General features: G+C 59.4%; 27 protein-coding genes. 2 read left to right on the top strand and 25 right to left on the bottom strand.

Annotation, left to right across the window (positions count from 1 at the left end):
• Nucleotides 1-37 precede the first annotated feature (37 nt).
• The 14 genes from P7C00_RS06840 to P7C00_RS06775 form a co-directional block, all read right to left on the bottom strand.
• The gene (locus P7C00_RS06840; protein ID WP_404938413.1) at nt 38-400 is read right to left on the bottom strand and encodes a tail fiber assembly protein; all 363 of its coding nucleotides are present in this window, start codon (nt 398-400) and stop codon (nt 38-40) included.
• Nucleotides 397-2,199, bottom strand: a complete 1,803-nt coding sequence (locus P7C00_RS06835; protein ID WP_404938411.1) for a phage tail protein — start codon at nt 2,197-2,199, stop codon at nt 397-399. Before P7C00_RS06835 ends, P7C00_RS06840 begins: the two co-directional genes overlap by 4 nt.
• A gap of 15 nt (nt 2,200-2,214) precedes the next feature.
• Entirely contained in the window at nt 2,215-2,814 is a 600-nt protein-coding gene (locus P7C00_RS06830) for a putative phage tail protein (RefSeq protein WP_346635889.1), read from the bottom strand.
• Nucleotides 2,802-3,842 (bottom strand): baseplate J/gp47 family protein, encoded by a 1,041-nt coding sequence (locus P7C00_RS06825; protein ID WP_404938409.1) that lies wholly within the window; start codon nt 3,840-3,842, stop codon nt 2,802-2,804. The genes P7C00_RS06830 and P7C00_RS06825 overlap by 13 nt, the downstream gene beginning before the upstream one ends.
• Complete coding sequence (locus tag P7C00_RS06820; protein WP_346635891.1) at nt 3,832-4,230, bottom strand: phage GP46 family protein; 399 nt, start codon at nt 4,228-4,230, stop codon at nt 3,832-3,834. Before P7C00_RS06820 ends, P7C00_RS06825 begins: the two co-directional genes overlap by 11 nt.
• A 2-nt stretch (nt 4,231-4,232) precedes the next feature.
• Nucleotides 4,233-4,739, bottom strand: coding sequence for a phage baseplate assembly protein V (locus tag P7C00_RS06815; RefSeq protein ID WP_123727696.1), 507 nt, complete (start codon nt 4,737-4,739; stop codon nt 4,233-4,235).
• 108 nt (nt 4,740-4,847) lie between these two features.
• A complete protein-coding gene (locus P7C00_RS06810) occupies nt 4,848-5,888 on the bottom strand; it encodes a phage baseplate assembly protein (protein WP_404938407.1) in 1,041 nt (346 codons plus the stop codon).
• A 3-nt stretch (nt 5,889-5,891) separates the two neighbouring features.
• The gene (locus P7C00_RS06805) at nt 5,892-7,136 is read right to left on the bottom strand and encodes a DNA circularization protein (protein ID WP_404938405.1); all 1,245 of its coding nucleotides are present in this window, start codon (nt 7,134-7,136) and stop codon (nt 5,892-5,894) included.
• Nucleotides 7,126-8,847, bottom strand: coding sequence for a phage tail protein (locus P7C00_RS06800; RefSeq protein ID WP_404938403.1), 1,722 nt, complete (start codon nt 8,845-8,847; stop codon nt 7,126-7,128). The genes P7C00_RS06805 and P7C00_RS06800 overlap by 11 nt, the downstream gene beginning before the upstream one ends.
• A 130-nt stretch (nt 8,848-8,977) precedes the next feature.
• A complete protein-coding gene (locus P7C00_RS06795; protein WP_041116251.1) occupies nt 8,978-9,274 on the bottom strand; it encodes a phage tail assembly protein in 297 nt (98 codons plus the stop codon).
• Nucleotides 9,271-9,618 (bottom strand): phage tail tube protein, encoded by a 348-nt coding sequence (locus P7C00_RS06790; protein ID WP_016965085.1) that lies wholly within the window; start codon nt 9,616-9,618, stop codon nt 9,271-9,273. The genes P7C00_RS06795 and P7C00_RS06790 overlap by 4 nt, the downstream gene beginning before the upstream one ends.
• Before the next feature lie 66 nt (nt 9,619-9,684).
• The gene (locus tag P7C00_RS06785) at nt 9,685-11,181 is read right to left on the bottom strand and encodes a phage tail sheath subtilisin-like domain-containing protein (RefSeq protein WP_404938401.1); all 1,497 of its coding nucleotides are present in this window, start codon (nt 11,179-11,181) and stop codon (nt 9,685-9,687) included.
• Nucleotides 11,181-11,363, bottom strand: a complete 183-nt coding sequence (locus P7C00_RS06780; protein ID WP_123727692.1) for a DUF2635 domain-containing protein — start codon at nt 11,361-11,363, stop codon at nt 11,181-11,183. Before P7C00_RS06780 ends, P7C00_RS06785 begins: the two co-directional genes overlap by 1 nt.
• Entirely contained in the window at nt 11,360-11,944 is a 585-nt protein-coding gene (locus P7C00_RS06775; protein ID WP_404938399.1) for a hypothetical protein, read from the bottom strand. The genes P7C00_RS06780 and P7C00_RS06775 overlap by 4 nt, the downstream gene beginning before the upstream one ends.
• Nucleotides 11,945-12,068: 124 nt before the next feature.
• Between P7C00_RS06775 and P7C00_RS06770 the strand changes: the two genes are divergently transcribed.
• On the top strand, nt 12,069-12,365 hold the full coding sequence (locus P7C00_RS06770; RefSeq protein ID WP_092308884.1) for a transposase: 297 nt from the start codon (nt 12,069-12,071) through the stop codon (nt 12,363-12,365).
• Nucleotides 12,362-12,940 (top strand): IS3 family transposase, encoded by a 579-nt coding sequence (locus P7C00_RS06765; protein WP_404938397.1) that lies wholly within the window; start codon nt 12,362-12,364, stop codon nt 12,938-12,940. The genes P7C00_RS06770 and P7C00_RS06765 overlap by 4 nt, the downstream gene beginning before the upstream one ends.
• On the opposite strand, the gene P7C00_RS06760 is transcribed toward P7C00_RS06765, so the two are convergent.
• The 11 genes from P7C00_RS06760 to P7C00_RS06710 all read right to left on the bottom strand — a co-directional run bounded on the left by P7C00_RS06760 (nt 12,918) and on the right by P7C00_RS06710 (nt 23,652).
• The gene (locus P7C00_RS06760) at nt 12,918-13,634 is read right to left on the bottom strand and encodes a hypothetical protein (RefSeq protein WP_404938395.1); all 717 of its coding nucleotides are present in this window, start codon (nt 13,632-13,634) and stop codon (nt 12,918-12,920) included. The genes P7C00_RS06765 and P7C00_RS06760 overlap by 23 nt on opposite strands.
• A gap of 295 nt (nt 13,635-13,929) precedes the next feature.
• A complete protein-coding gene (locus tag P7C00_RS06755; RefSeq protein WP_404938393.1) occupies nt 13,930-17,013 on the bottom strand; it encodes a phage tail protein in 3,084 nt (1,027 codons plus the stop codon).
• A 60-nt stretch (nt 17,014-17,073) separates the two neighbouring features.
• Nucleotides 17,074-17,682, bottom strand: a complete 609-nt coding sequence (locus P7C00_RS06750) for a tail assembly protein (RefSeq protein ID WP_404938391.1) — start codon at nt 17,680-17,682, stop codon at nt 17,074-17,076.
• Between the two features lie 66 nt (nt 17,683-17,748).
• Nucleotides 17,749-18,378 (bottom strand): tail assembly protein, encoded by a 630-nt coding sequence (locus tag P7C00_RS06745; protein ID WP_404938389.1) that lies wholly within the window; start codon nt 18,376-18,378, stop codon nt 17,749-17,751.
• Between the two features lie 55 nt (nt 18,379-18,433).
• On the bottom strand, nt 18,434-19,210 hold the full coding sequence (locus tag P7C00_RS06740; RefSeq protein WP_404938387.1) for a C40 family peptidase: 777 nt from the start codon (nt 19,208-19,210) through the stop codon (nt 18,434-18,436).
• 2 nt (nt 19,211-19,212) lie between these two features.
• Nucleotides 19,213-19,896 carry a phage minor tail protein L gene (locus P7C00_RS06735; RefSeq protein ID WP_019093175.1) on the bottom strand — a complete coding sequence of 228 codons (684 nt, stop codon included), beginning with the start codon at nt 19,894-19,896 and terminating at the stop codon, nt 19,213-19,215.
• Between the two features lie 61 nt (nt 19,897-19,957).
• Nucleotides 19,958-20,137 carry a hypothetical protein gene (locus P7C00_RS06730; protein ID WP_404938385.1) on the bottom strand — a complete coding sequence of 60 codons (180 nt, stop codon included), beginning with the start codon at nt 20,135-20,137 and terminating at the stop codon, nt 19,958-19,960.
• Nucleotides 20,124-20,450 (bottom strand): hypothetical protein, encoded by a 327-nt coding sequence (locus tag P7C00_RS06725; protein WP_404938381.1) that lies wholly within the window; start codon nt 20,448-20,450, stop codon nt 20,124-20,126. The genes P7C00_RS06730 and P7C00_RS06725 overlap by 14 nt, the downstream gene beginning before the upstream one ends.
• Nucleotides 20,450-21,871: a hypothetical protein gene (locus P7C00_RS06720; RefSeq protein ID WP_404938379.1), complete on the bottom strand. Its 1,422-nt coding sequence runs from the start codon at nt 21,869-21,871 to the stop codon at nt 20,450-20,452. Before P7C00_RS06720 ends, P7C00_RS06725 begins: the two co-directional genes overlap by 1 nt.
• Complete coding sequence (locus P7C00_RS06715; protein ID WP_404938377.1) at nt 21,868-22,206, bottom strand: phage tail protein; 339 nt, start codon at nt 22,204-22,206, stop codon at nt 21,868-21,870. Before P7C00_RS06715 ends, P7C00_RS06720 begins: the two co-directional genes overlap by 4 nt.
• A 39-nt stretch (nt 22,207-22,245) precedes the next feature.
• The gene (locus tag P7C00_RS06710; protein ID WP_404938375.1) at nt 22,246-23,652 is read right to left on the bottom strand and encodes a phage tail tape measure protein; all 1,407 of its coding nucleotides are present in this window, start codon (nt 23,650-23,652) and stop codon (nt 22,246-22,248) included.
• Nucleotides 23,653-23,681: the final 29 nt, after the last annotated feature.

The following is a 23,681-nucleotide window of genomic DNA, read 5'->3' as shown; positions in this document are numbered from 1 at the left end:
AAACTGGAAAAGAAAACGCCCCGGCGAGGCGGGGCGTTTATTGAGTCAAAATTTCATCTGGAGACAGAGGCCACTGAAAATCACTCGAAACGAAATCCTGCTCCTCAATTCGATTAAGGCTGATTCGATAGTTTTTCCACAATAAAAGTTGTTTGGCTTCTACGTCTGTAATGCAACCGATATCCATTGCATCCTGTAATGGGCCCATTCTGTGCGTTGCAAACATTAGCAATTCACTTCGTCGAACCTTCGCTAGAACAGAAAGTTCTTCAATACTGCGTGGGGAAGGCATCACCTGTGCAGGCTCAAACTCTGAATAAATTTCATTCGAAAATAGCTCATCAACAGTCCCTATCGCTCGCCATCCCTGAACACCATCATTTCGTACAGCCCAACTCATACATCGTCCTCCCAGCCATAACACATCAGCCCTGCGGCGCCTGCTCCCCAGTAGTAAACTCTTGGCTCTTCCAGCAGAAATCGTCCCTGAGTATTGTGCTGCGTATTAGTAGAGCCGGTACTATTGAGCGGTGGACTATTGGGCCCAATATAACCACCGATGTAACTTGCGTTTGGTGCAGCTGAAGAGTTGCTGTTGGTCGCCCCCAGTAGTTGAAGACAGATACCTGTGGCCGTTGGTGGCACAAACTGAAAAATGCTAACACCAACAAGAGCTGTGGCTGCCCCCATCGCCCCCGACGCCATCATTGGAAGGGATGCCAGATTCGAACCTGACGCAACTTTGTAACGACTGCTCCGGCCGAACTGTACATAAGACAGTGGGTATCTGTTTGCCGTAGCGTCTGTAAAAAATGCGCTCACGCGCGTCGCAATGAAACCTGCGGGGATAATCGGTTCAAACACAAACCTCAGCGTTGTATCTACGGCGGTCACGGTCGCTGGCACGCTCGCCGTGACCTGACTCGACGAGTCGACAGACTTGATGAAGGTTCCTGGCGGAAAGCTTGCCCCACCAAACGGCATTCCAACACGCATTGACGTAGTGCTGGTAATACCGGTCACGACTGCCGAACCGACGATGGTCGAACACTGGACTGTCGGCATCAACGCAGCAATACCGGCGACCTGAGTGCCATTGGAGACAACCCAAGCGCTATACCAACTGGAAGCCGCAACCACCCCGCTATCAAGGCCGTTCAGACCTGTGGTTTGCAGGTTGATGCTCAGGTCCACTGCACTCAATGCCTGTGCCGCACTCCCTTTGCCGACAATCAGGCTACGTGCCTTCACGGAAATCAATGCATTGGTGCCTGACGCAGAAACGTAGAGTCCCTGATAGCTGCTACCCGATAGCGCCTTGAGCTTCTGAACTTCGGCAGCTAGAGCAGCGACATCAATGTTTCCCTGGTTGACCGGTGCGTTCCAAGCCTTGAGGCACCACATGACCGCCAGGTTGCGAGGACGGGTTTCTGCAGCAGTTCTAGCCACTCGGCTTGCATCAAAGTCCAAGGATGCAGAACTCCAAGCCCCGCCTCCTGCAATACCAGTAGGCACACCAGATCGAGCATTCGTTTTGAACACCCCCGAACTGTTTAGCGGCGCGGTGTTTCCTGTGGGAAACGTTGACGATTCACCCGTGATGTTCTGCAACGCATCCTGCTGTTCGCTACCGAGTGCCCGCCCCGCATCCACCCCACGCCCATGATCCCAACCCCGCAGAAACTCCCCCCGCGATTCCGGCAAACGGAAATTGCCCGCGCCCTCGCCCCCGGTGTTAAAGGTCGTCCCCAGGTAAGCCGCCAGATCCGGATAGGTCGCAGCGCTCTGCACACTGCCATCCACTTCCAGGAACCCCGCCGGCACCGTACCCTTGGGAAACGGCACCATGGCCCCCACTGGCAAGGCCGACATGTTCTTCAGCAGCGCCTCGATCTCCGCCTTGGTGTAGGTCACCGATTTGGTGTAGGCGTCGGTGATGCCGTACTCGGCCAAAGTGCTGCGAATCTTTTCTGGCGGAATCGAATCCCGGACGATCGCCTTGATCGCCGCCAGCAACTGATCATGCTCGGCCTCGGCCGGCGCCTTCCCACCCGCACGAATCACATTGAGCAATTCGTCGGTAACCGCGTTTCCCCATTCCGAGGAAATCAGTGAGCCGACTTGCCCGGTCACCGGGTTCTCGTCGACAAACTTGCCGTTCACCAGCCCTACGCTGGGAACACTTTTCGGATAATCCACTTGTTCTTGTCTTCTCTAGTCATAGTTGATGTACACCTGGGTATGCGCCGGTGTACTGCGATGGATCAGGCATTCCAGGGCGCTGCCCGGGTTCATGCCAAAACGTTCGCCCCAATAGCTCGCGCCGAAGCGCCGGCCCAGTTGCAGGCGGCCGCCGGTATTGAGGGTCCACATGAAATTCGCCCGCCAGGTGCCGAAATGGGCGTGACCGAAACGTGAGCGGCCCATGCGCGGGGTGCTCAGTTCGGTGACGCTGGCATTGGGATAGCCCTGGCTACGGGCGATTTCGACGAAGTAGGCGGCGCGTTGACTGCCTACTGCCAGCAGACGGCGGCGCACGGCCAGGCGCCGGTCTTCGAACAGCGGGGTCAGGCCCAGGCAGGGATCGGGCAGGTTCATGACCTTTTCCCAATCGGTCACCAGTTCGCTGACGCTGGCCGGGTCCATTTCGTTTTGCAGGTCCACGGCCCGGGCGTCGATGCGCGCCAGCTCCTGGGACACACCCTGCAGTACCCGTTCGAGCTCCGGCACCCGCTCCGGGTCCCAGGCCGGGCCGCTGGGCAGCAAGCTGCGCAGTTGGCCCTGGTACTGGGCGGCACTTCTTATGGCAGCCATTCACAACCTCCAAAGACCAGCAGTTGGTTGTTCGCCGCCGGGACATCGGCCGAAGGCGCCAGCAGGCGGTGATCCTGTTCGCCGGTGGCGCTGCTGATGGCTTCGCGGATATGGCTCAGCAACAGCGTCTGGCCCAGGCCGGCCTCGCGGCTGTGCAGGTCGCGCAGTTGGTCCTCGACGGCGGCGCGCACCGCGCTGGTGTCGGGGGTCAAGCGCAGTTTGTAGGTCACCGGCAGCATCACCGGGGCCAGTACATGCACCTCGGCGGTGACCGGGCGCAGCGGCTCGATATAGGCCTGAACCAGCGCCAGTTGCTCGGCATTGGGGATCGGCTGCGGGTCGTCGTCACGCATGACAAACAGGCCCACAGTGCCCGGCCCCAGGTAATTGCGTCGGGACCAGGCGCGGGTGATCCCCGGGCACTCCAGGGCCCAGGTTTCGTAGTCGTCCGCTGAGCCGCCGTGGGGAATGATCCGGTATGAACGGATCACTCGAGCCCGCAGCGACTCGAGGCTTTCTTCGGCCACACCACCGCTCAGACCCGGGGCCAGAACGGTGAAGGGATTGCTGATGCCTTGCACCGGCTGCACCGCGATCAGGCTCAGACCAGCATCGGCATTGCCCAGGGTGCCAGCATCCACGGCCTGGATCGTGATGCTGTTGAGCCCGGCGCTGGTGGTGCGGGCGGCGGTCACCTTGTAGCTGCGACCGTCGCTGCTCTGCAGCAGGGTGTCGACATCCAGCACGGCACCGGCCGCGGCGTTGAAGCTGACGCTGCCACGGGCGGCCTGAGCCGCCTTGCGTGGCTGGTTCAGACGCAGCGCAGCGATGCGCTCCAGGGTCGACTCATCGGCCTTGTCCGGGAGGATCTGCTCAGCGATCCAGTCCAGGTAGCCATACAGGCCAAAGGCGGCACCGCTCAAGGTCCGGGCCAGGACTTGGGCATCGGACTGGCGCAGCGAATCGCTGGCCAGGTCGCTTTGGGTGCGCTGAATCAGCACCGGCAGCGAAGGGGTTTCAAACGGCATAGGTCACCTGCCAACTGTGAATGGGGTTGATGTCCAGGCGCTCACCGTCGGCCAGGATCAGCACCGTGCGCAGGTTCAGGCGCTGGGCGTCGAGGCGCTCGGTAATGATCTCCACGGCGTTGCAGTGGCCATCGTCGATCAGCCATTGCAGGGCCTCGCGGGCATAGAACTCGGCGTCGAGCTGGGTCTGCCGGCTGAGCTTGACCCGCCGCAGCAGCCACAGACGCGAGCCGATGCGGTCGTCGGCCACCGTGGGAAAGCTGTCGCCCCACCAGCCATAGCGCTGGTCGTCGTCCAGGGCGTCGTCATCGGCGGCACGGCGCCAGGTGAACAGGCTGATTTCCACGGCCCGGGTCAGGGCGTTCTTCAGGTCATAGGTGGCAAACATGCTTAACCTCCCACCGGTACGCCGGTCTGCCCCGGGCCGGGTTGCACGCCGCTGTGGACGTGGTTGATCTGGCTGATGCCGGCGGCAATCTGATCCCCTTGGGAGACGATCTTGCCGCTCTGGGTCAGGGTCGGTGTATCGATGTTGACGCCGCTGCTAGCGCGGATATTCAGGGTCGCGGTGTCGATGTCGATGATGCGGCCGCGCTTGAAGTGGATCTTGTCGCCCTCGTCGGTGTAGATCGCCACTTCGCCGGCGGCCAGGGCCTGCAGGCGATAGCGCCGGTCCGCTACCACCAGCACCACCGCGTGGGAACGGTCGCCACCGAGGAAGGTGGCAATGCCCTCGGCGCCGGCCAGGGGATTGCTGGTGAACCCGTAAGGCTCGAAATGCTCCATGTCGTCGTTGACCTCGCCGGCGGTGAGGCGCATTTGCAGCGATTGCAGTTTGTTGGCCGAGTTGGCGAGCACCACGGTGCCCCGCGCCAACAGGCGTGTCAGTAGGCTCATGCTGAGTTCCTTGGGAGGTAGGAGCCGGCTTGCCGGTGAACAGGTCTTCGGCGTTGTCTGTGAGGGCGCTTTCGCCGGCAAGCCGGCTCCTACGGATGGACGCGGGTATCAGGTTTTCGCGGGTGCCGGGTTGGCATCGAAGGTGTGGGGCGGCGCCACCTGCAAAGTCGTGATCGATCCCTGCTCGGACAGCGACCAGGTGACCTTGGAGATCAGCATGTCCCGGTCAACATCCAGCACCGGATCGATCACTCGCACCAGGGTGTTGTGCCTCCACAAGTCGCCGTTGCTCTGGCGCCAGCCCTGCACCTGGTAGGTGGTGGTCAGGGCCTTGCCGGTGCGGGTGCCGCACTCCCAGTCGGCCCGCTGCTGAGCCAGTTCGGCACTCAGTTGCGCGGCTTCGTTGATCACGGTCACGCGCTTGCGGGACACCCTGGCGTCGTTGGCCTGACCCGACACCTCGCTGACCGCGGCACCGCTGCTCTGGTCGCTGCCCTTGTGCTGGCCGATCACCCGGTATTCGGAAAACACCGCGGAAAAATCCATTGCGGCATTGGCCGAGAGGATGTTCTTGCCCAGCTCCAGGGCATCGCTGGCGCGACCGCCACTGCCCGGTGCCGCCAGCAGCAGGTAACCGTCGGTGTCATCGGTGGAGAACACCCGGTACAGGGTCAGCAAACGGTCGATGGAGGCGAACACCGTCTCCCCCGGCACGATGCTGTGGGTGTGCAGCTTGCTGGTCGGGGCAATCTCGCTGCGGACCCCAACCCCGTAGGACCCTGCCAGGGCGCGGACGATGCTCAGCACATCCTGCTGGCGCCACTGGCTCGGCCGGTTGATGGCCGCGCAATCCACCAGGTCCTGGGTCAGCGAGCTGCCCTGGACGCTCAGGCTGATCTGCTTGCCGTCGTAACTGATCGGCGCCTTGTAGATATGTCCGGTGAGCACCAGGTCGCAGCCGATGCGCACCTGGCAGCGAGCGCCCGGGCGGATGCGCACCTGCGCATCCTGCCCCGGCCATTGCCAGGTGATGTTGAGGCTGAAGGTGCGGAACTGACGCTCCAGGTCCGCACTGATCTCGACGTTTTTCCAGCCGCTGTAATCCAGTCCGTCCACCGTCAGAGTGACAATGTTTGCCAGTTCGTCCATGGGTCACTCCCGAGCGACTTGCAGGTTGGCCGGCGGCAGGAAGCCCGGATGGGCCACCCGATTGCGCTGCACCACTTCGCCGACCCGCGTCGCATCGGCAAACCGCTGATAGGCCAGCACCAGCGCCGGCAGGTTGCTCTTGGGGCTGAGGCTGACCAGCCGCACCCCCGAGGACGCCACCGCATTGAGGTGCCCCTGCACCTGCTGGCGCAGGGTGTTGAGCGCCTGGTAATGCACCGCGTCGGCCTTGAGCGCGGCTTGCCAGATCAGCTCATTGAACTGATCGCGCAGCGCCAGCACATCGTCGGCCACCGGCACCTCCAGGCGCTGCACCGGACGGCTGGCCTGCTGCGCCAGGGGCGGTGTGTTCTTGAGCTTCACCACTGGTGTGGCCACCGGCAACGCCGACACCAGCCGGGCGATCTGCACCAACAGCGCATCCTGGACCAGGTTCGCCACGGCTTCGGCCGCCGCCGTGGTGTCCTTGCCGGTGGTCAGCTTCGGCGCATCAATGCGCCTGGCCGCCTCCACCTGCTGGGAAATATCGGCGAGCATCTGCCGATAGCCGGTACGGGCAAAGTCCTTGAGCCCGCGCACATCCTCCAGCAACCCCTTGAACTCCGTGCTCAGCTCCTTGGGTATTTCCTTGACCGCCTTGACCAGGGTGTTGAGGTCGCCATAGAACTCAATCAGCGGTTTGAACTCGTGCTCGATGACCTGATACACGTCCGCCAACCCCTGGCGCAAAGACGCCACGCCAATCCGCGCCTGCTTGATCAGGTTGGTGGCAAACTCGAACCGCAGCACCGCCGCCCCCAGCAAGGTATCGCTGGCCACCAGCACCTGCTGCTGGGTATTGACCGCCGCCGAGGGAAAGCGCAGCGGCTGGTCCGGGTAGAACTTCAGGCTGAAGGTCACCAGACCGCCGTCCTGGCGGCTCTGGGTCATCTCGCATTCACCGACCTTGACCTGCATCCGCCCGAGCCAGGGGTGCACCAGCTCGCCGCTGCCCTCCTCCAGGGCCTTGAGCAGCCTGTCGCGCTGCTCCAGGCAATCGGCGCCGACGATAAAGGCCGTCAGGTAATGAATCTTCGCCTGCTGGCCAAGGCCCTCGAAAAACGGCTGGTCGCGCTGCGGGTACTCGTGCAACTGACCTTTCTGGCCCACCGGGGTTTTCGCCTGATCGACCCAGAACGGCACGCCGCGAAAGGATGCGGGCAACAAACGATCACGCCAGTTATCCGCCATGGGAACCTCCTAGGGAAAGTGAGCGATAGCCCAGGGTCGAAGCCACGTTCAGGCCTGGTTGATTGGTCTTGGCCTGTTCGGCACGCAGGCCTGCCGGGGCGTTTTCGAAACGCACGGTCAAACCGCCCTCAAGTTGCGTGCGGTTGTTGGCAGCGTTCTGCTGGATAAGGGCACTGGAATTCTGGGTCAGAGAGCTGCCCTGGGTTGTGGCAAAGGGTGATGCCAACCCGCCTTTACCCTCAGCGTTGATTTGCCTTTGCGCCTCGGTAAAGCCTTCGACCTTACCGGTGACCGTGGCAATCAGCCCTCCGAAACCACCTTCGAACAGCTCCTTGATCGGAACCATCAGTGCTTGAAGCTTGCTCCACAGCCCGGAAAACCAATCGGCGATGGGGGCCCAATTGGTCATGATCAGCTCCATCGGCGACCAGTCGAACAGGACCTCAATGGCCTTTCTGATCGAGTCGATACCCGGTTGCAATTCGGCCCAGATCGAACTGAAAAAGCCCGTAACTGCGCCCCAGTTGTTATAAAGAACCACCAGCGGAGAGAAGTCGAATAGCGTTTGCAGGACCTTCTTGATCGCATCGATACCCGGTTGCAGCGCCGCCCAGATCGAGCTGAAGAAGCTGCTGACAGCCCCCCAGTTGTTGTAAAGCAACACGGACGGAGAAAAGTCGAACAGCGTCTGGAACACCGTTTTGATCGCCTGGATGCCCGTTTGCAACACTGCCCAGATCGACGCGAAGAAACCGGTGACCGCGCCCCAGCTCTTGGTGATCATGTCCATCGGCACCCAATCGAACAGGCCTTTTAGAAAGGCCATCGCCGGTACCGTCAAGGCCTTGAGCGATTCCCAGATGGACGCGAACAGGCCCGTCAACCCGCCCCAGTTATCGATGATCAGCCCCAGAGGCGACCAGGAGAACACCTCCTTGAGGAAGCCGACGACCGATGCAGTCAGCGCCTTGATGCTGTCCCAGAGCCCGGCAAAGAACGCCGTAATGGCCCCCCAGTTGCCGATCAGCATGCCCAGGGGTGTCCAGCTGAACAGGGTCTTCAGTCCTTCCAGCGCCTGCGCTGCAAGATTCTTTACGCCCTCCCAGAGACTGACAAAAAAGGCCGAGATCGGCCCCCAGTTGGCAATGATCACCCCGGCTGCCAGAGCAATGCCCATGGCAATCAACATCACCGGGTTGGCCTTAGCCACCGTGCCCATCAGGTCAAGCACCTGGGTCGCCCCGGTCACGGCGGTTTGCATCGCCGAGAAGGCAATGGCACCCATCGCCAGCCCCTCAACCAGCTTCGGGTTGTCGTCGAGCAGCGTCCCCACGCTGTTGAGCATGGGCTCCAGACCGACCACCAGTGCCCCCACCGCCGGCGCCAGCGCAGCATCAATGGCCGAGGACACCTTGGCCATGGATTGACTGAATACATTCATGCCTTTGGCTGCATCGGCCGACGCGCTGGAATCGCCAACCTCGGCCAGTTTGCCCTTGAACGCGTCGCAGGCCTTGATCCCATCCAGAAACGGGGTGATCAGGCTGCCGCCCTTGAACAGGCCGCTGATGTTCAGCTTGCCCAGCCCGGCCTGTTCAAGGTTTTTCTTGAAAGAGTCGACCTTGCCTTGAAGGGCGACGAGTTTGGGTGACAGTTCGTCGATGCCGGTCAACAGCACCGACTTCCTCTCTACGGTTTGTGTGTCTGCCATCACTGCACCTGCTGCATCGCATTGATCCGTTGCGCGTGCTCCAGGGATTCCCGGAGCACATCCAGTGGCCTGGCCATCATCTGTTCGGGGTCGACCTTCCAGAACCAGGCCAGGTCATAGACGACAGCGATCAGGTCGGCGATGGCTGCGATGCCGCACTCATGAAAAAACTCGCCACCGCCCAGCTCAGGGCGTTGAGGTCCACCAGGTCCAGCTGGTTCACCGAAGACGGTGGAATACCGGCGCAGACCGCGATGTACTTGGCCGCGACATCCATGTCGAGGCTGACTTCTTCGCTCTTGTCGATCTTGTACGGCAGTGCCTTGATCGCTCGCACTTCCTGCACCGTCGGACGGCGCAGGGTGAGTTCGGCCAGAGGCTCGCCGTGGGCCTCGATGGGCACCTGCAGCTTCACCGCATTGCTCATTGCCAGGTCCCCTTCTGCCCTTCGAAGTTCAGTTCGATGCTGGCGTCGTCGCCCTTGGCAATAGGCTCGTCCACCAGGTAGGCACCGGCCAGCACGTAGACCTTGCCGTTGGCGAACTCGCAGGTGACGGTCATGTCGGAACCGGCAATCAGCTGCTTGAGCGGAAAGTCCGGGGTGTGCAGCGCGGTGACTTTGAACGACGGGGTGAGGTCGGTTTCCTTGTAGAAACCCGGAACCACGGTTTCCCGCTTGACGGCCATCAGCGGTGCTTCGCAGCCGCCGCTGATGGTCAGTTGAGCGCCGTCCACTTTGACGTAGCAGGTGCCCGCAATCAGTTGACCCATGATGTTTCTCCCAAAAAATAAGCCCGCTCAAGGCGGGCTGAAAAAGCGCAGTGATGCAGGTCCGGCTCAGGCCGCGGCGTCGTACTGCAGACGGAATTGATTGAGCAGCGCGAACACTCGCAGGCCGTTGATGTAGTCCGGCGGGAACAGCACGTTGACCCGGCTCGGGTCCTGCACGTCGCGTTCGACGATCAGGTGCTCGGCAAACAGTTCGGCGTTCTCCACATGGCCTTCCAGCTCCAGCTTGGCGTACTGGGCAATCAGCTCACCGCGAATGGTGCTCGGGGTGACGATCGGCTGGCCGGCGCCGAAGCGGGTGCCGTCGGCGGCCAGCTTGTGGCGCCCGTACTTGCTGGTGATCACGCTTTGCAGGCGACGCACGATGAACGCCGACTGGTGCATGGTTTCGCTGTCCAGGTAGGAGTTGTCGGCCTGGCCGTAGGCGTTCTTCTGGTAGGTGGTGATCGCCCGCTGAATGCGCATGTAGCCGCCTTCGTAGTAGGCGGTGGCGATGCCGTAGCTCAGCAGCGATTGACGCTCGGTCAGGGTAAAACGCTCGCTGGCCGGCGCCGGATCGATACCCGGCAGGCTACCGCTCTGGGTCGGGCGACTGGCATCGGCAGAGATGAACACCGACGTCCGTGCCGCCAGGGCCGCGGCCTGAACCCAGACCGGTTGTGGCACGCCGGTTTCCAGGGCCTGGATGGTGATGTGCTGATCGTTACGCGCCTGACCGGCCGCCACCAGGGTACCGACGGTGCCGCGCTTGGCGCTGTAGACGTGACCGAACAACTGCTTGGCCCAGGACCAGCGACCAGTGCTGTCGTCCATCACCGCTTGCCAGGCATTGAGGCTGGCCGTATCGGTCCAGGGCATGCAGATGAACTCGAAAGGCTCGTCGCCCAGGGCCGCCAGCGCAGCCACCTGATCCGGCACACCGGTGCCACCGGCCATCTTGCCCAGCACCAGGGTCAGGCCCGCCGGGGTCTGTTCGCCATTGCTCTTGCCCAGGCGGTTGAGTTGCAGACTGATGTCGTTGCCGCTGTCGCCGGTCCACTTGGCGCTCAGGGTCACAGTGCCATCGACGGCTGCCGCGGTCACCGGCAGATCCACCGCCGCATTGACCTTCAACGCCAGGGCGCTGGCCGCCTGAGCGGCAGTGGCGCCGCTGACGATGGATGCCTGCACCCGCACGCCACCGACGTAAAGGTTGAGCAGGCCGCTTTCGCTGGCGGCGCCGGTGATCTTCACCTCAGCCTTGGCCACACTGCCTTCAGTGCTGTGCAGCGCCAAGCACCAGATCTCGCCCACCGGGTCGGTCTTGCGCCAGGTTTCATACATCGAAGCGAGCATCGAACCTTGCCCACCGATACTCTTGGCCAGGGCCACGCTGGACACCAGCACCAGCTTGCCGATGTCATCGCCAGTCTGGTTGTCATTGACTTGGGCAACGATCAGACGGCGCATGGCCGAAGACGCGCTATTGGCCGCCGAGTTGTCCATCTCGGCGTAGAACAGCGGAACACGGATGTCCGCCGGGATATTGCTGAAACCGATCGCCATTATTTGGCTCCTTGAGATTTCGCCGCTTTCACGGCCTTGCTAGTGATATCGCCATCGGCCAGACGTCGGCGCCACCAGGCGTTGTCCGGCACTTCGCGGCCTTCTATCGGCAGCAGATCGCCTGCTTCCGGGTCCGGTACGGCGCGGCCGGCGACCGGCAGCACGGTGATGCGTTTGCTCATTGCTTCAGCTCTCCTGAAAAAGTCAGCTCCAGGCGCCCGTCGGGGCCTGGACGTTGCAGATTGGGGTCCGCCGGATCGATGGCATCGACCCGCACCGTGACCCCGGTAAAGGACGGCAAGCCGTCGAGTTCACGTTCATGCCAGGTCTCCGCCGGCTGACTGGGCAGATTGCGGCCCAGCTGGAACTCGGCGAAAAAGCGCAGGCGGTAGAGCAGTCGGGTGGCGTTGAGCGACACCAGCTCGCCACCGTCGTATTGGATCGGGTTGTACTCGGCACCGGGCTTGAAGCCGACCAGGGCCCGCCAGACTTCGGCGCGCAGGTCATGGAGTTGGTCGAGGGCTTGTTGTGGGTTGCTGGCGTCGAGGAGCAAGGCGACTTCGAAGCGGTCGCGGATGGTTGAAGAAGTGGCATTTTGAGTGGTGCCAGGACTTGTAAGGTCGGCCAAAGGCACGACATAAACAGCAGGTGTTTGTAGAGCACTCACTGCGTCCAGCGAAGGCAAATCAATAGCAATCCCTACACGGTTGGCGAGGCAGGGACAATAAGTGCGTATCTGAGTATAGAGAGGGATGATTTTCATGGTTTGCTCCAAGAAATCGTGGAAATCTGGTCGCAGGTCATCGAATTTTTGCCCCGCTTCCCATCAGTGTTGTGGCTCAATATTCCCGGACCACTCTGTAGGAGTTTCAACCTAAGGAAGCATCATGGGATTTCGGGTTGTTAGCGCTGAAGAAAAGGCTGAAGCCATTCGCTTGGTCGTGGAAATGAATTACTCGGTGCCTAAGGCGTGTGAGCAAACCGGGGTTGGGCCTACAGCACTGCGACGCTGGGTCGCCAGATGGCGCAAGGAGCATGAAGGAGCCTTGCTGCCCACACGCCCTCAGGACCAGGAACTGATTGATTCACTGCAGGCCAGGCTCGCCCTGCTGGAAGCCGAGAATAGCGTCCTAAAAAAGCAATTGCCCTCTCATCTGAAGGTGCTGTTCAGCCGAATCAAATGATCGAGGGTTTGAAAGGACAGCTCTCCATTCGGCACTGCTGCCGACTTCTGGGCGTGCCTCGCAGCAGCTATTACGCCAAGCCCGTGGCCCGGTCTGAACCTCGGGTCGAGCGGCAACTGGAAAAGACCATTCGGCAGTTGCACCGGGAGCATCGAGGTGCCCTGGGTGCCCGGGGATTTGCCAGGGAGCTTAAAAAGCAGGGCGTAGTGATTGGGCGCCATCGTATGGGCCGTCTGATGAAAAACCTTGGTCTGGTCAGGCGAAGAGCCCGTTACGCTCACTATCGTCGAACCGGAAAGCCCAGCAATACCGCAGCCAATGTCCTTGATCGTCGCTTTAATCCTGCATCACCCAATACGTTTTGGGCCGGAGACATCACTTACATTCGCGTCGGTGGAAGCTGGCTGTACCTGGCAATCGTGATGGATCTGTTTTCACGTCGGATCGTCGGCTGGGCCTTTTCCAGGACCGCCGATGCCGAGCTGTCGCTCAAGGCGCTGCGGCTGGCTGTTGGCATACGTCGACCAGGTTCATTACTTGATGTGTTAATTATTAAAAATCGGTTACGTCAATAATCATACCCGTACTATTCTCTGATTGGCGCCTGAAAAATCCGAAGTTTGCCGGACCGGTAACAGATGTCCCTAAGTAACGCTCCCTTCCACCATGCACAAACTGCTGACCTAACTGACCGGCTGAACTGTAATACATGTAGTCGATGGTGTGCTCCCAAACATTGTTAGCAAGAAATGACCCCCTGGCCCTCTGATATGTATATGAAGCATTGCCAGCACTGTAAGCATACTTTCTTCCAGTAGGGACGTTGGTGTATGACTTTTCGAAATGGGTGTTTCGACCGGCAGATAGAATCTTTATAACGCGCATGTATTTCAAGTTACTATCAAAGACAATATCCCCACTCTTGTTGAACAGCTGAATCATTCCGCCCGCATCAATGCCTACATCCGGCAAGTCAAATACAAACCATTCAAAACCCACGGACGGGGTCTGCATCATCGATCGGATACGCCAGCTGTAATTGTTGGGGCCTACAGCCCTCGGTTCAACCACAACGAGCGCGTTACAGTACACCGCGATCACTGGAGCTGTAGAGCTGCTCGTCCTGTAGCTTACGGTGGCCTCCCCACCAGTTCCCGCGCTTACCTGAACCGTTCTCCCGCCCCCCTTGGCCGCTAGACTGTGACACCTGAATTGGTCGTTGATCATCACGGTTAATTCATCATTGAATATCTCAATTGATGCCGACATCAGTATATCCCCCACACAATTTTCATAATGGCCGGTGTCAGTGATGAGAACGTTACCAATGGCCCTCCAGGCTCCCAGTGGTTTTTAATCTCGAAGGGCGGGCTTGATCCCGATGTATCAGTCAATGCGGATATTGGCTGGATGAAGTAGAACCATATTGCGCCACTATTGAATCCGGGATCCGTTAGACGCCCCCCTGCGACCTGTATCTCACCAGACCCCAACACCTTCGAAATTCTGGTGTTAATGTCGAGCTGGAGAGTTCCATCGGCATTGTATAGTTCAAACTTAACTGTCATGTAACCTCAATTTTTATTCGCAGAATTCCGTTCTTGTCGTAATACTTATCAGACGTATTTGTCACTACTCGCTTGCCTCCTTGTCCGGTACCGTTCATCTCAAAATTTCCAACCTTGCTTAGGCGCCACCCGCGACTCCCCTCAAAGTAATCATCTGACTGGATATAGTCGCCAATTTTCGCATTGCTGATTGAGCCATCCTGAATAAATGTCGACTTTATATAAGCAGTATTGTTCTGAACTACAAACGGATGGAAAACATCGTTGGTATTTGGATCGATGATTGCAAAACGACTGGCCGCGATAAGCACTTGGCTGGTGATCATTCCTTCGTCGTTCTCGACGCCGATGCCGATGCCTGCCAGGTACGGTTTGTTGTCTACCGTCAGTTGGGTCTTGATTGAGTACATCGCCGCTAGCTCTTTCTTTACAGCCTCAACTTCAACCTGAGCACCTCCACCTGAATCGATCTTTTCCAGAAGATGCTGACTCAACTGGGTTTCCGTAATCTGGTTATTCAGGTAATCCAGAATCGGGCCGGCATCAGCCGAAGATTGGCCAGTTACAGGTCCATAGAACGCACCGATATTGCCAATGCGATCCACCAACCGGGCCCAGAAGAAAAACCGTACTCCAGCGGCCAACCCCATGATCGTCAGATCCGTCTGCGGATAAGCGTAATCACCAAACTTAATAGCCGTTCCGACGTCATTGGTCTGGCTGTACCAGATCTCGGTTCGCTGCAGATCCGCAGTGACAACACCCGCCGGAATGCCCCACTTCAACTTGATGCCAAACACAATCGACTCGGCGGTGAACGACGCCACCACCGGTGGTGGCGTGGTCTTGCCATTCAGTACAGTCTCAGTCGAAGTCGCGAACACAGAGCCAATATCCAAAGAGTTGATCGCTCTCACCTTGGCCACATAACGACCGGCATAGATCCCGCTCACTTCAATCGAAGTCGCACCGGTGCGCCCGGCGAACACCCACTCGCCATCGTTCTTGCGCCAGTAAACCTCATAAGCAATCGCGCTTTCGGGGCGATCCCATTCGATGGTCATGACGCTGACCGCACTGCCCTGATCGACAAAGTGATCGTTGCTCACCCGAACATTGCTCGGCGGCCGTTGCACACTCGGCGGTATCACTGTCACCGGCGGCCGTTCAATCCGCGCGCCGTTATCAATCGCGTCAAACTTGCTGGGTACATGCTTGACCGCGCTGATGCTGTATTTGATGGAGTCATCGCTGAAGTCTTCAGCCACCGACAGCACCCGAAACTGTTGGGCTGCCAAGGTCGGCGAATCGATCGCCCACATCGATTGCTCTGGCGGCAGTTCCTCCAGCTTCTTCTCCAGCACCACCCGCTGAACTTCGGCAGGAAAGCCGGTGGTATCAAGGGTGATGTCACCGTTGTCCCAGGTAATCCCCGTGCTGTTCCAGGTCAGTGGATAGCCCACTGACTTGATCACCCGCGAGATGGCCTTGCCGGTGGGCATGATCAGGGTGACGGTGTCCCCCGGATAGGCCTTCACGTCGGCGTCGAGCACCAGGGTATCCAGGGTCGCGGAACGCAGTCGGCCGCCAATCCGGCGCCCTGCCCTGTCGTTGTCCGCCACCCGGATGATCTGCCCAGGGCGTGCGAGGGTGCCATCCAGGCCCACGGCGAAACTCACGCTTTCGGTTTCCAGGCGGTTGGTCAGCAGCGCCCATTTACCGATGCGCTGGGCCTGGGCCTGGGAGGTGCAACCGGTGGCGGTGATTTCGGTCTGCTGCACGCCGTAGCGGGCAATGCCTTCCGGGTCATCGACGTACTGGACCTTCTGCCGGTAGAAGTCGGCCGGGTCGTTCCAACTGACCAACGCTACGCTGTAGCGGGTCTTTTTCGCCGAGCCGCCGTAGACGAACTTGCCGTCGACCACGTTGGCGTTGCTGTAGGTGTACACCGGGTCTTCCGGCATATCGGCCACGGCCATCACCGAACCGGCGCCCCAATAGGCCATGCCGCGGAAGGTGGTCGCCAGGTCCTGCAGCACTTTCAAGGCGTCGGCACGAACGGACAGGTAGAGATTGCAAGTGAAGCGTGGTTCGGTGCCGCCCTTGCCGTCGGAGACCGGCTGGTCGCAGTACTGGCCGATGCGGTACAGCTCCCACTTGTCCACTTGGGCGGCGTTGAGCAGATGCCCCAGGCCATAGCGCTGGTGCAGCAGCAGGTCGTAGTAGATCCAGGCTGGGTTGTCGGTCCAGGCCGACTTGAAGGTGCCATCCCAGACGCCGCTATATATCCGAGTCAGCGGGTCGTAGTTACTGGGTACGCGGATGATCCGCCCCTGCAGTTCGAAGGAACGGGTGGGGATCGACTGGAACTGCGAGGCATCGAATTGCAGGCCGATGATCGCCGACCCGGGGTAGCGCAACTTGGCGTCGATCACATCGGTGATGGACTCGACACTGGTGGTGTCGGCGATCGCTCCGCTGGTGGAGTTCGGTGTCAGGCGTCGTACACGAACCGTCCAGCCAGCAGTAGCGGCAGGCAGATCGACGCGATGGGAGCGCTCGTACTTGCTCGAGGTCTTGCCGCTGAAGGCTGCTTGCAACACTTCCACGAAAGCACCGCCATCGGTGGAAAGGTCGATGGCATAGCGCACCGTATAACCGTTGGTGTCGCCATTGCTGGTGTTGGTCTGCGCCAGCCGCGAGACCGCCAGGCGAATGCGCACGGCCGACAGTTGCAGGTTGGTGATGGCCTTGCTCCAGGGCTGGTCACTGCGCAACTCCACCGCCACCGAAGATTCGTTTTCCACCGCCGGGAATCCCGGGATGTAGGTCTGGTCCTGGCTGCCATTGCGGGTCTCGAGGGTGACCCCGGAGAAGTTCAGGCTGCCATCGGCGTTGGCCAGGGGCGTCTCGTTGAGAAACACCGAGCGCTTGCCATTCTTCAAGCCCACGATCTCGCCCTCGCTGACGAGATCGAGGATCCGAGCATAAGCCGTGCTTTGCAGGCTGTCTGGCGCCTCCACGGAGGGACGGGGCTTGGAGCCGCCGCCTTTACTGCCAGCGAGAGTAAGGTCAGTCATGGCTTTCCTTCAGGCGAAATAAGGCCCGCGCAACGGCAGGCTGGTTGAAGACAGGAGGGGTTAGAGTTGATCTTCGGCGTAGATGCCGGCACTGATCACGGCGCTGCCGATGGTCAACTGACCGTACAACAGACCCACTGGACGCCCCTGGGCGCTGGTGTTGACCGGGCCGTTGAAGCTGTAGCTGGGGCGATTTTCCGGCCGATCCTGAGCAGCGAGCCCCTTTGGTAGAGGCGCCAGCATTTGCATGACGCCCCCCATCGCCATGCTCGCCCCCGTCATAAACAGAAACGAGGCAGCAGGGCCGGTTAGGTATCCAAAGGGGTTGAAATAAGCCACGGCCATCAGCACTGCACCCAGAATGGTCTGCAATCCACCAGCACGCTTCGAACCGCTGAGGACCGGGGCGATGCGAATGACTTCTTTGCCCAGAGGCTGATGAATATCGGTCTCGGACAAGTTGCGCCGTCCATTGAACACCGCGAATCGCAAGCCTTTTTCCGCGCTTTGCAGCATGTGGCGCTCGAAGCCGGGGAACTGACGGAAGTACCCCATCACTTCCTTGAAGCCACCCGTAATGGCTACTCGATGCTCACGTCCGAACATCCTTGCCAAAGAGCCGGACAGCAGCACGGTTTGCATCTTTTGTCGTTCTACGGCCAAGCCCATGGGGTTCTCCTGGCAATAAAAAACCCGCCAAGGCGGGCTTCAAGTAAAGGGTGGAACCAGCTGGGTTCAGAGCTGGTCCTGGGCATAGATCCCGGCGCTGATCACCGAGCTGCCAACGGTCAACTGACCGTACAGCAACCCCACCGGATTACCCTGGGCACTGGTATTGACCGCACCATTGAAACTGTAGCTGGCGCGGTTGTCGGGACGGTCCATGGCCCCCAGCCCCTTGAGCTGCGGCGACATCATCTGCATGACCCCGCCCATGGCGAGGGCGATGCCCATCTGCGCGGCCATGGTCCAGCCCGTGGTGCCAGTGCCGCCGATCAGTGTTGTGCCACCAGCGGCAAACGTGCCCCCGGAGAAGTACGACGCGGCCACCACCAGGGCCACTCCGATAATGGTTTGCAGCCCACCTGAACGCTTGCTGCCGATCACTACCGGCGCAATGCGGATATCGCTGTTGCCACTGGGCGCGTTCAACCGGTCGTGACCGATGTTGTCGCGCCCAAGAAAAAGCGAGTAGGTCAGTCCGCGGTCCTTGGACTCCATCAGGAAAGCCTCGAACCCCGGAATCAGGATGCACAGGGCTCTTACCGCTTCCGAGGCATTACTGACCGCCAGCCTGTGCACTCGGCCAAAACGTGCGCCCAGAGTGCCGTAGAGACGGATGACGCGGATTTTTTGCTGATTCATCACATCACTCCCAGGAACAAGATCCCCGGTTGAATTCAAGGAAAGACGATGCACTTCAATCCATAGCCATGAGCTGGCGATGTCGCCAGATGCTGACTGTTACCTCGTCCCAGTAACCACCATAGGTGTCCCGTTTGCTGTCGCGTCCATAGAGGTGATGCAGGATCGAGCCTGGCGCGGGGAAGTGCTCCGGCTCGCTCTTGAGCACGCCGTCAGCCAGATAGATCGCCGCATGATTGGGCACCGGCGAGCGGATCTGCATCAGCACCACATCGCCTTGGCGCAGGTCATTGACTCGCTCGAATCCGGCCTGAGGCAGATGATCTAAATAAAGGTTGCCGCCCTTTTCCCACCAGCCGTCTTCACGCTGGTAGCTACCCAATTCGATACCCAGTTCACGACGGTAGTAGTCCAGGATGATGCTCAGGCAATCGTGAATGCCGTGGGCAAAGGCTCGGCCAATCAACGGCGCTTGATACCCCGTGGGCAGCAGACTCGCCCAGTCGCCCTTGCGCAAGGTGCCGTCATCGTCCTTGCGCACTTCCAGGATGTACCAGGGCAAGCCCGATGCCTCGCAGGCAACCCGATCCGCCTCGCTGGGAGCCGGCGGACAATCCGGATGGCTGTGGATCACCGCCAGCATCTCGCCGCGCTCTTCCGCCGCCGCGTAATCCTCGGGCGCCAGGCGAAAATGTTCGCTGGGCGTGACAGCGGTGTTGCGACAGGGCACATAGACCCGCTTGCGCCCCTCGCGGATCAGCAGCCCGCAACACTCCTTGGGGTACTCGGCCAGCGCGTGGCGCTCGATGGCGGCCCGATTTTCCTTGTTCATGCTCAGCTCCGTAGCAGCCCTGCCGCTGGAAATGAACCGAAGGGCAGCGGGTTGTTTTCACCGAAACGCAGCTTGCAACTGCTCAACCGACCACCGCATTTATCCTTGGCCGCATCGGTGACGATCACATCGTTGAGATCCGCCACCGGACCACCGTTGTAGCCGCAATAAGGCCCGCGATAGCCTCCACAACTGAGCCACCAGCAAACGTTGGCAACGATCTGCCGTCGTGGCAGTTGCACACCGTTGAAGTCCAGGGCGCTGGCCAGTTCGAACTTCACCACTTCGTTGTCTTCGCTAGACTTGCGCTCGACATACCAGATGTCTGGCGGCAACTCTTCTTCGGGGTCGGCTTCAGGCTGGCCATCCAGATACTTGCCAAGGGTCCGGTGACGAATCAACCGGGCCCCGACCAGGTCCTCGAAATACAGCACCAGGGCAGTGATGAAACCGCCGACGTTGCCGACCGACAGCGTCGGAGTCGGCTGCGCGCCCTTGCCGGTCATTTCAAAACCCTCGGCCTGAATCGGCCAGGGTGAGTACTCAAGCCCCTGCCAGAAGATCGACGACTGCTGGGGGTAACCGTGAAAGCGATAAAGCTCGGCGCCGAGGCTGGTGGCGTCGAGCTCAAAAAGCTCCACCCACGCGCCTGGCTCCAGGGTCTGGATATCGGCCGTGATCGGCATGGTGATTCCTCGGGCAAAAATAAACCCGCTCGATGGCGGGCTGATGGTGCTTACGGGCACTTCACTGCTCGTTGATGCTGAGTCTCGCTTCAGCTCGCTTGGCAGCAACATCTCCAGGTATGGGTTTTCCAGTCTCAACAAGGCGCATAACGTACCAGTCAGTGGACGCGAGATACTGTTTTGCCAAGGTGATATCAACGTCGTGCTGTGTCGGGGTCTTCCTTGCATTATCGAAGTTCATTCGCAAGCTCATCTTGTTGAGGGAGAGTAACTGGGCCATCGGTACTCACAAGGATAGGCTCGGGAAAGCGGGTGCTCATCGGCGCATCAGGATCGCTATAGGGCTGCAGCAGAGTTACTTCCAGATCACCATCAGCAGACATTATGGCCGGACCTGCAAAAAAAATTGAATCGATGTCGGTAAGCGCGAGTTCATAGCCAAGCGGAAGCTCGGAAAAGTCGAAGACGTCACCACACACCGTCAGTTCGTAGCCATTAGTTAATACTTCAAGCCTGCCGTCCATAAGGATTGGCGAAAGATAAATCTTTATCATTACTTCCACCTCCCTACTGCTGATACGCATAGTTTTGCAAGAGCGCCATTTGCCGTCGATACAGTTCTGACATCCTGTATCCCAGTTAGGGATGGAGCGATGTTTAATGCAGCCCAGCTAAACGAGACCGAATAAGATTCTGAGGATGCGTTTACCATTGGAAGATCACCGACGAACGCAACAGGCCACTGAAAGGGGATTCCTGAATTAATGAAAAGACCTGCATTGACAGCAATATTTGTAGGCCCAGCCTCTTTTCGGACAGTGCGACAAATCATCGTCCCGTCAGGAAACTTTGTGGCGGTACCGTTGGCGTTGGTGATCGTCTCGACCGAAGTCTTTTCCCATGCTCCCCAGGTATTGGCAATGCACTGGCGTACATACACCATGTCGGTGCCCATATTTGTGGCTCTCTGGACACTGTACGCCGGTCCCTGTTCTCTTACCCCTATAACCTCTACATACCAGTTCGATGTAAAAGGAACATTAATGCAGGTGTGGTCTGCCCATAGCTGAATGTTGGCGGTGTAATTATTCAGGTCACCGTTAGCAAGGCGGGGCATATAACTATTTTCAGTTACCAGCTTTCTCCATAAAGTGGGCGCCGCTGCAGCTTTATACCTGCTGTATATGGCTCCGTTTCTCCAGTCCATAGCCAACTGGAACGCATAGTCAGTGTTTGCACCGAATGTAGCCAGAGCACCATCCGCAACCATTCCTGGTGCCTTATCACTTGCAGAAAGGTAACTGAACTGTGCACCCGCATCCTGCGCAATTTTTGCATCAGGAGTTCCAGTGTTCTTAAGTAATGGGGCGCCAACGCCAAAGTCGCCTACCTTCAACACCCGGCCAACTGTGCTGTCTGTCACGCTCGTAGTTATATTCGCAGTCGCGGCTGTTCCAAGCCCCAGGCCAGCCATTGCGCCCGCTTGATCTTTGCCACCTGTCCCGCCCTGCGAGACGCTAAGCGCAGTCGTAAGCCCTGCAAGCTCGGTTATATCTGAGTTAATACCTTTCGCAGCACTGAGCAAGAGGTATTGCCTGCCTCCATCAGTCCAGCGGTATAAGCTGTTTGTGTCCGTGGCTATGTAGATCTTGCCCGCCTCACCCACCACTGGAAAGACAGAAAGGGTCGCAAATTCCAGCACGTCGTCAACAAAACTCGGTAGTTGAGATACCGGTACTGTTCCGTTGACCAATTGAGCCACAGTGGCTCCTAGAGCTGATGCCGGAATCGCCGCATCAGCCTTGGCCTTGGCGGCTACGGCCTGCGCAACTCCCTGCTCGGCTGTGGCTTGTGCTGTTGCAGTACGGGTGTCCAGCTCAGCGAAGTTGTCATTGATGGTCTGCCCCCCCGAACGCAGGTTCTGCCCGCTGCCATCATTGGGAGCACTACCAAGGTGGATCGGATCGATAGTCATGGATGAAATGCCTGTTCAAAAGTTGCGCTGAGCGAGTAAATCCCTGCGCCCAACGGCGAGGGCTGGTAGGTCTTGCAGCGGTACAGCCCCTGCTCGCCCAACGGCGGGGTCCAATAGAAAGGCCTGGCTCCTTGATGGGCGTCGATGAAGTTGATGATCGGCTTGATCTTCTTGTCGTCGCCGACAAAGGTCAGCGGCCAGGACTGGGTCTTGTTGTTGATCCCGTCCTGGACAACCTGCTGATAGCCATCACCAAAGCGCGCCGACTTGAGGCGAAACTCGACGCTGCCCACGGGCTCGATCTTGGGTACCCAAATGAATGTTTCGATAGTCATGTCTTTTCTCCGGGCGTGAGCCGTTGCCGCCGCTGGAAATCAGCGGCCGTTGATGACGGACCAGATCTGGCCGCCCGGTTTCAGGTCTCGGGCGATCTGTTCGGCCGCGCCCTGCTTCGCCGCGCTGGCGTAGGCATTGGCCAGGCTCTGGGAGTTCGTGCCTGCACCCGAGGCACCGGCCTGTCCGTCGGGTACGTTGATGGTCTGCTGGATGACCACCTGCTGGTTGCTGGTGGTGCCGGATTGTCCCCCGCCCAACGCAACGACCCCCAACGAGCCATCGGAACCACGACTCAGGGGCATGATTGCTTCTGGTCCGGCCTCACCGAACAGGGCCATAGGCGCCAGCGTCGGACCGGTAGCGACACCATTGGTGAAAACACCGCCGTTGGCGTACTTGAAGCTGGAGTCCAGGTTCAACTGAGGATTGAAGGTGTAGCTTGAGGAGCCGACCGAAGCGGTCGTCGGGGCAGGCGCAGCAGTAGACCCAAACCATCCCATGACCGCCGAACTGGCCATTCCAAACAACGAACTCAACGCTTTGGACGCCGCCGTCTTCGCCGCCAACATCGCCATGTCCTTGAGCACCGACTTGGCGAAATCGGAAAAGGAGAACTTGCCCGTGGTAGCGAACTGGAGGATCGCGGCATCCATCTGCTCAAACGCACTGGTGAACACCGCCTTCGACTGAGCGGCGACGTTACCGGCGTTATTCATGTAGTCATCCAAAGCCGACGAGGCACCATTTTTCCAGTCGCCGAGTGCTTCGCTCATCTGTACATAGTTGCTTTGAATCTGCAGGGCCATGTCACTGTGCTTGGTCTTCAGCTCATCAAGCTTGGTGGCATAGTCGTCGCCCTGTTCGGCCCCACGGCCATAGGCATCTCCCGCCGGGAACTTGATCCCCGACTTGTCGGCATAGGTCGCTGGCGACTGAACCGCGCCTTGAGGAAACTGCTTATCCAGAGCCTTACGCGCCAAAGCATATTCTTCATCGTTCGCGCTAAGTTGGGCGGCCAGTGCCTGTTGACGACTCCCCCTGCCTAACTGAGAGACAGCTAGAGCACCTGAATTACGCAGTTTCTCCATCTCGTCGGAGTACGCCCCCAGCTTTTTTCCAGATACTTCCAGGGACTGCGCATACTCGGTTCCAGCACTTTTGTTCTGCTGGAGCAGTGCGCTCAAGGAACTTTGACTCTTTACAAAATCATCGGCCGCTCTGGCAGCCGGGTCATAGGCCTTACGCAGGCCATCGAAGGCATTGGAGGTTGCGCCCAACGCGGAAGCAGAGGAAGTCGCCATCGCCTCGGCAATTTTCTTGCTGGCCTCCTCGACACGCCTCTGCATGCTGCGCATGCCTTGGTCGGTAATACGCTGGGCCTTGTCCAGGGCCCGCTCCAGGCTGCCAAGGTCCAGCTGCAAACTCCTCTGGGAAGCAGTTGCCATAGGTTTCTCCGGGTCATAAAAAACCCGTC

Source organism: Pseudomonas sp. JDS08PS003 (genome assembly GCF_045013505.1).
Classification (GTDB): domain Bacteria; phylum Pseudomonadota; class Gammaproteobacteria; order Pseudomonadales; family Pseudomonadaceae; genus Aquipseudomonas; species Aquipseudomonas protegens_B.
This window is presented reverse-complemented; position numbering and strand designations above follow the sequence as displayed.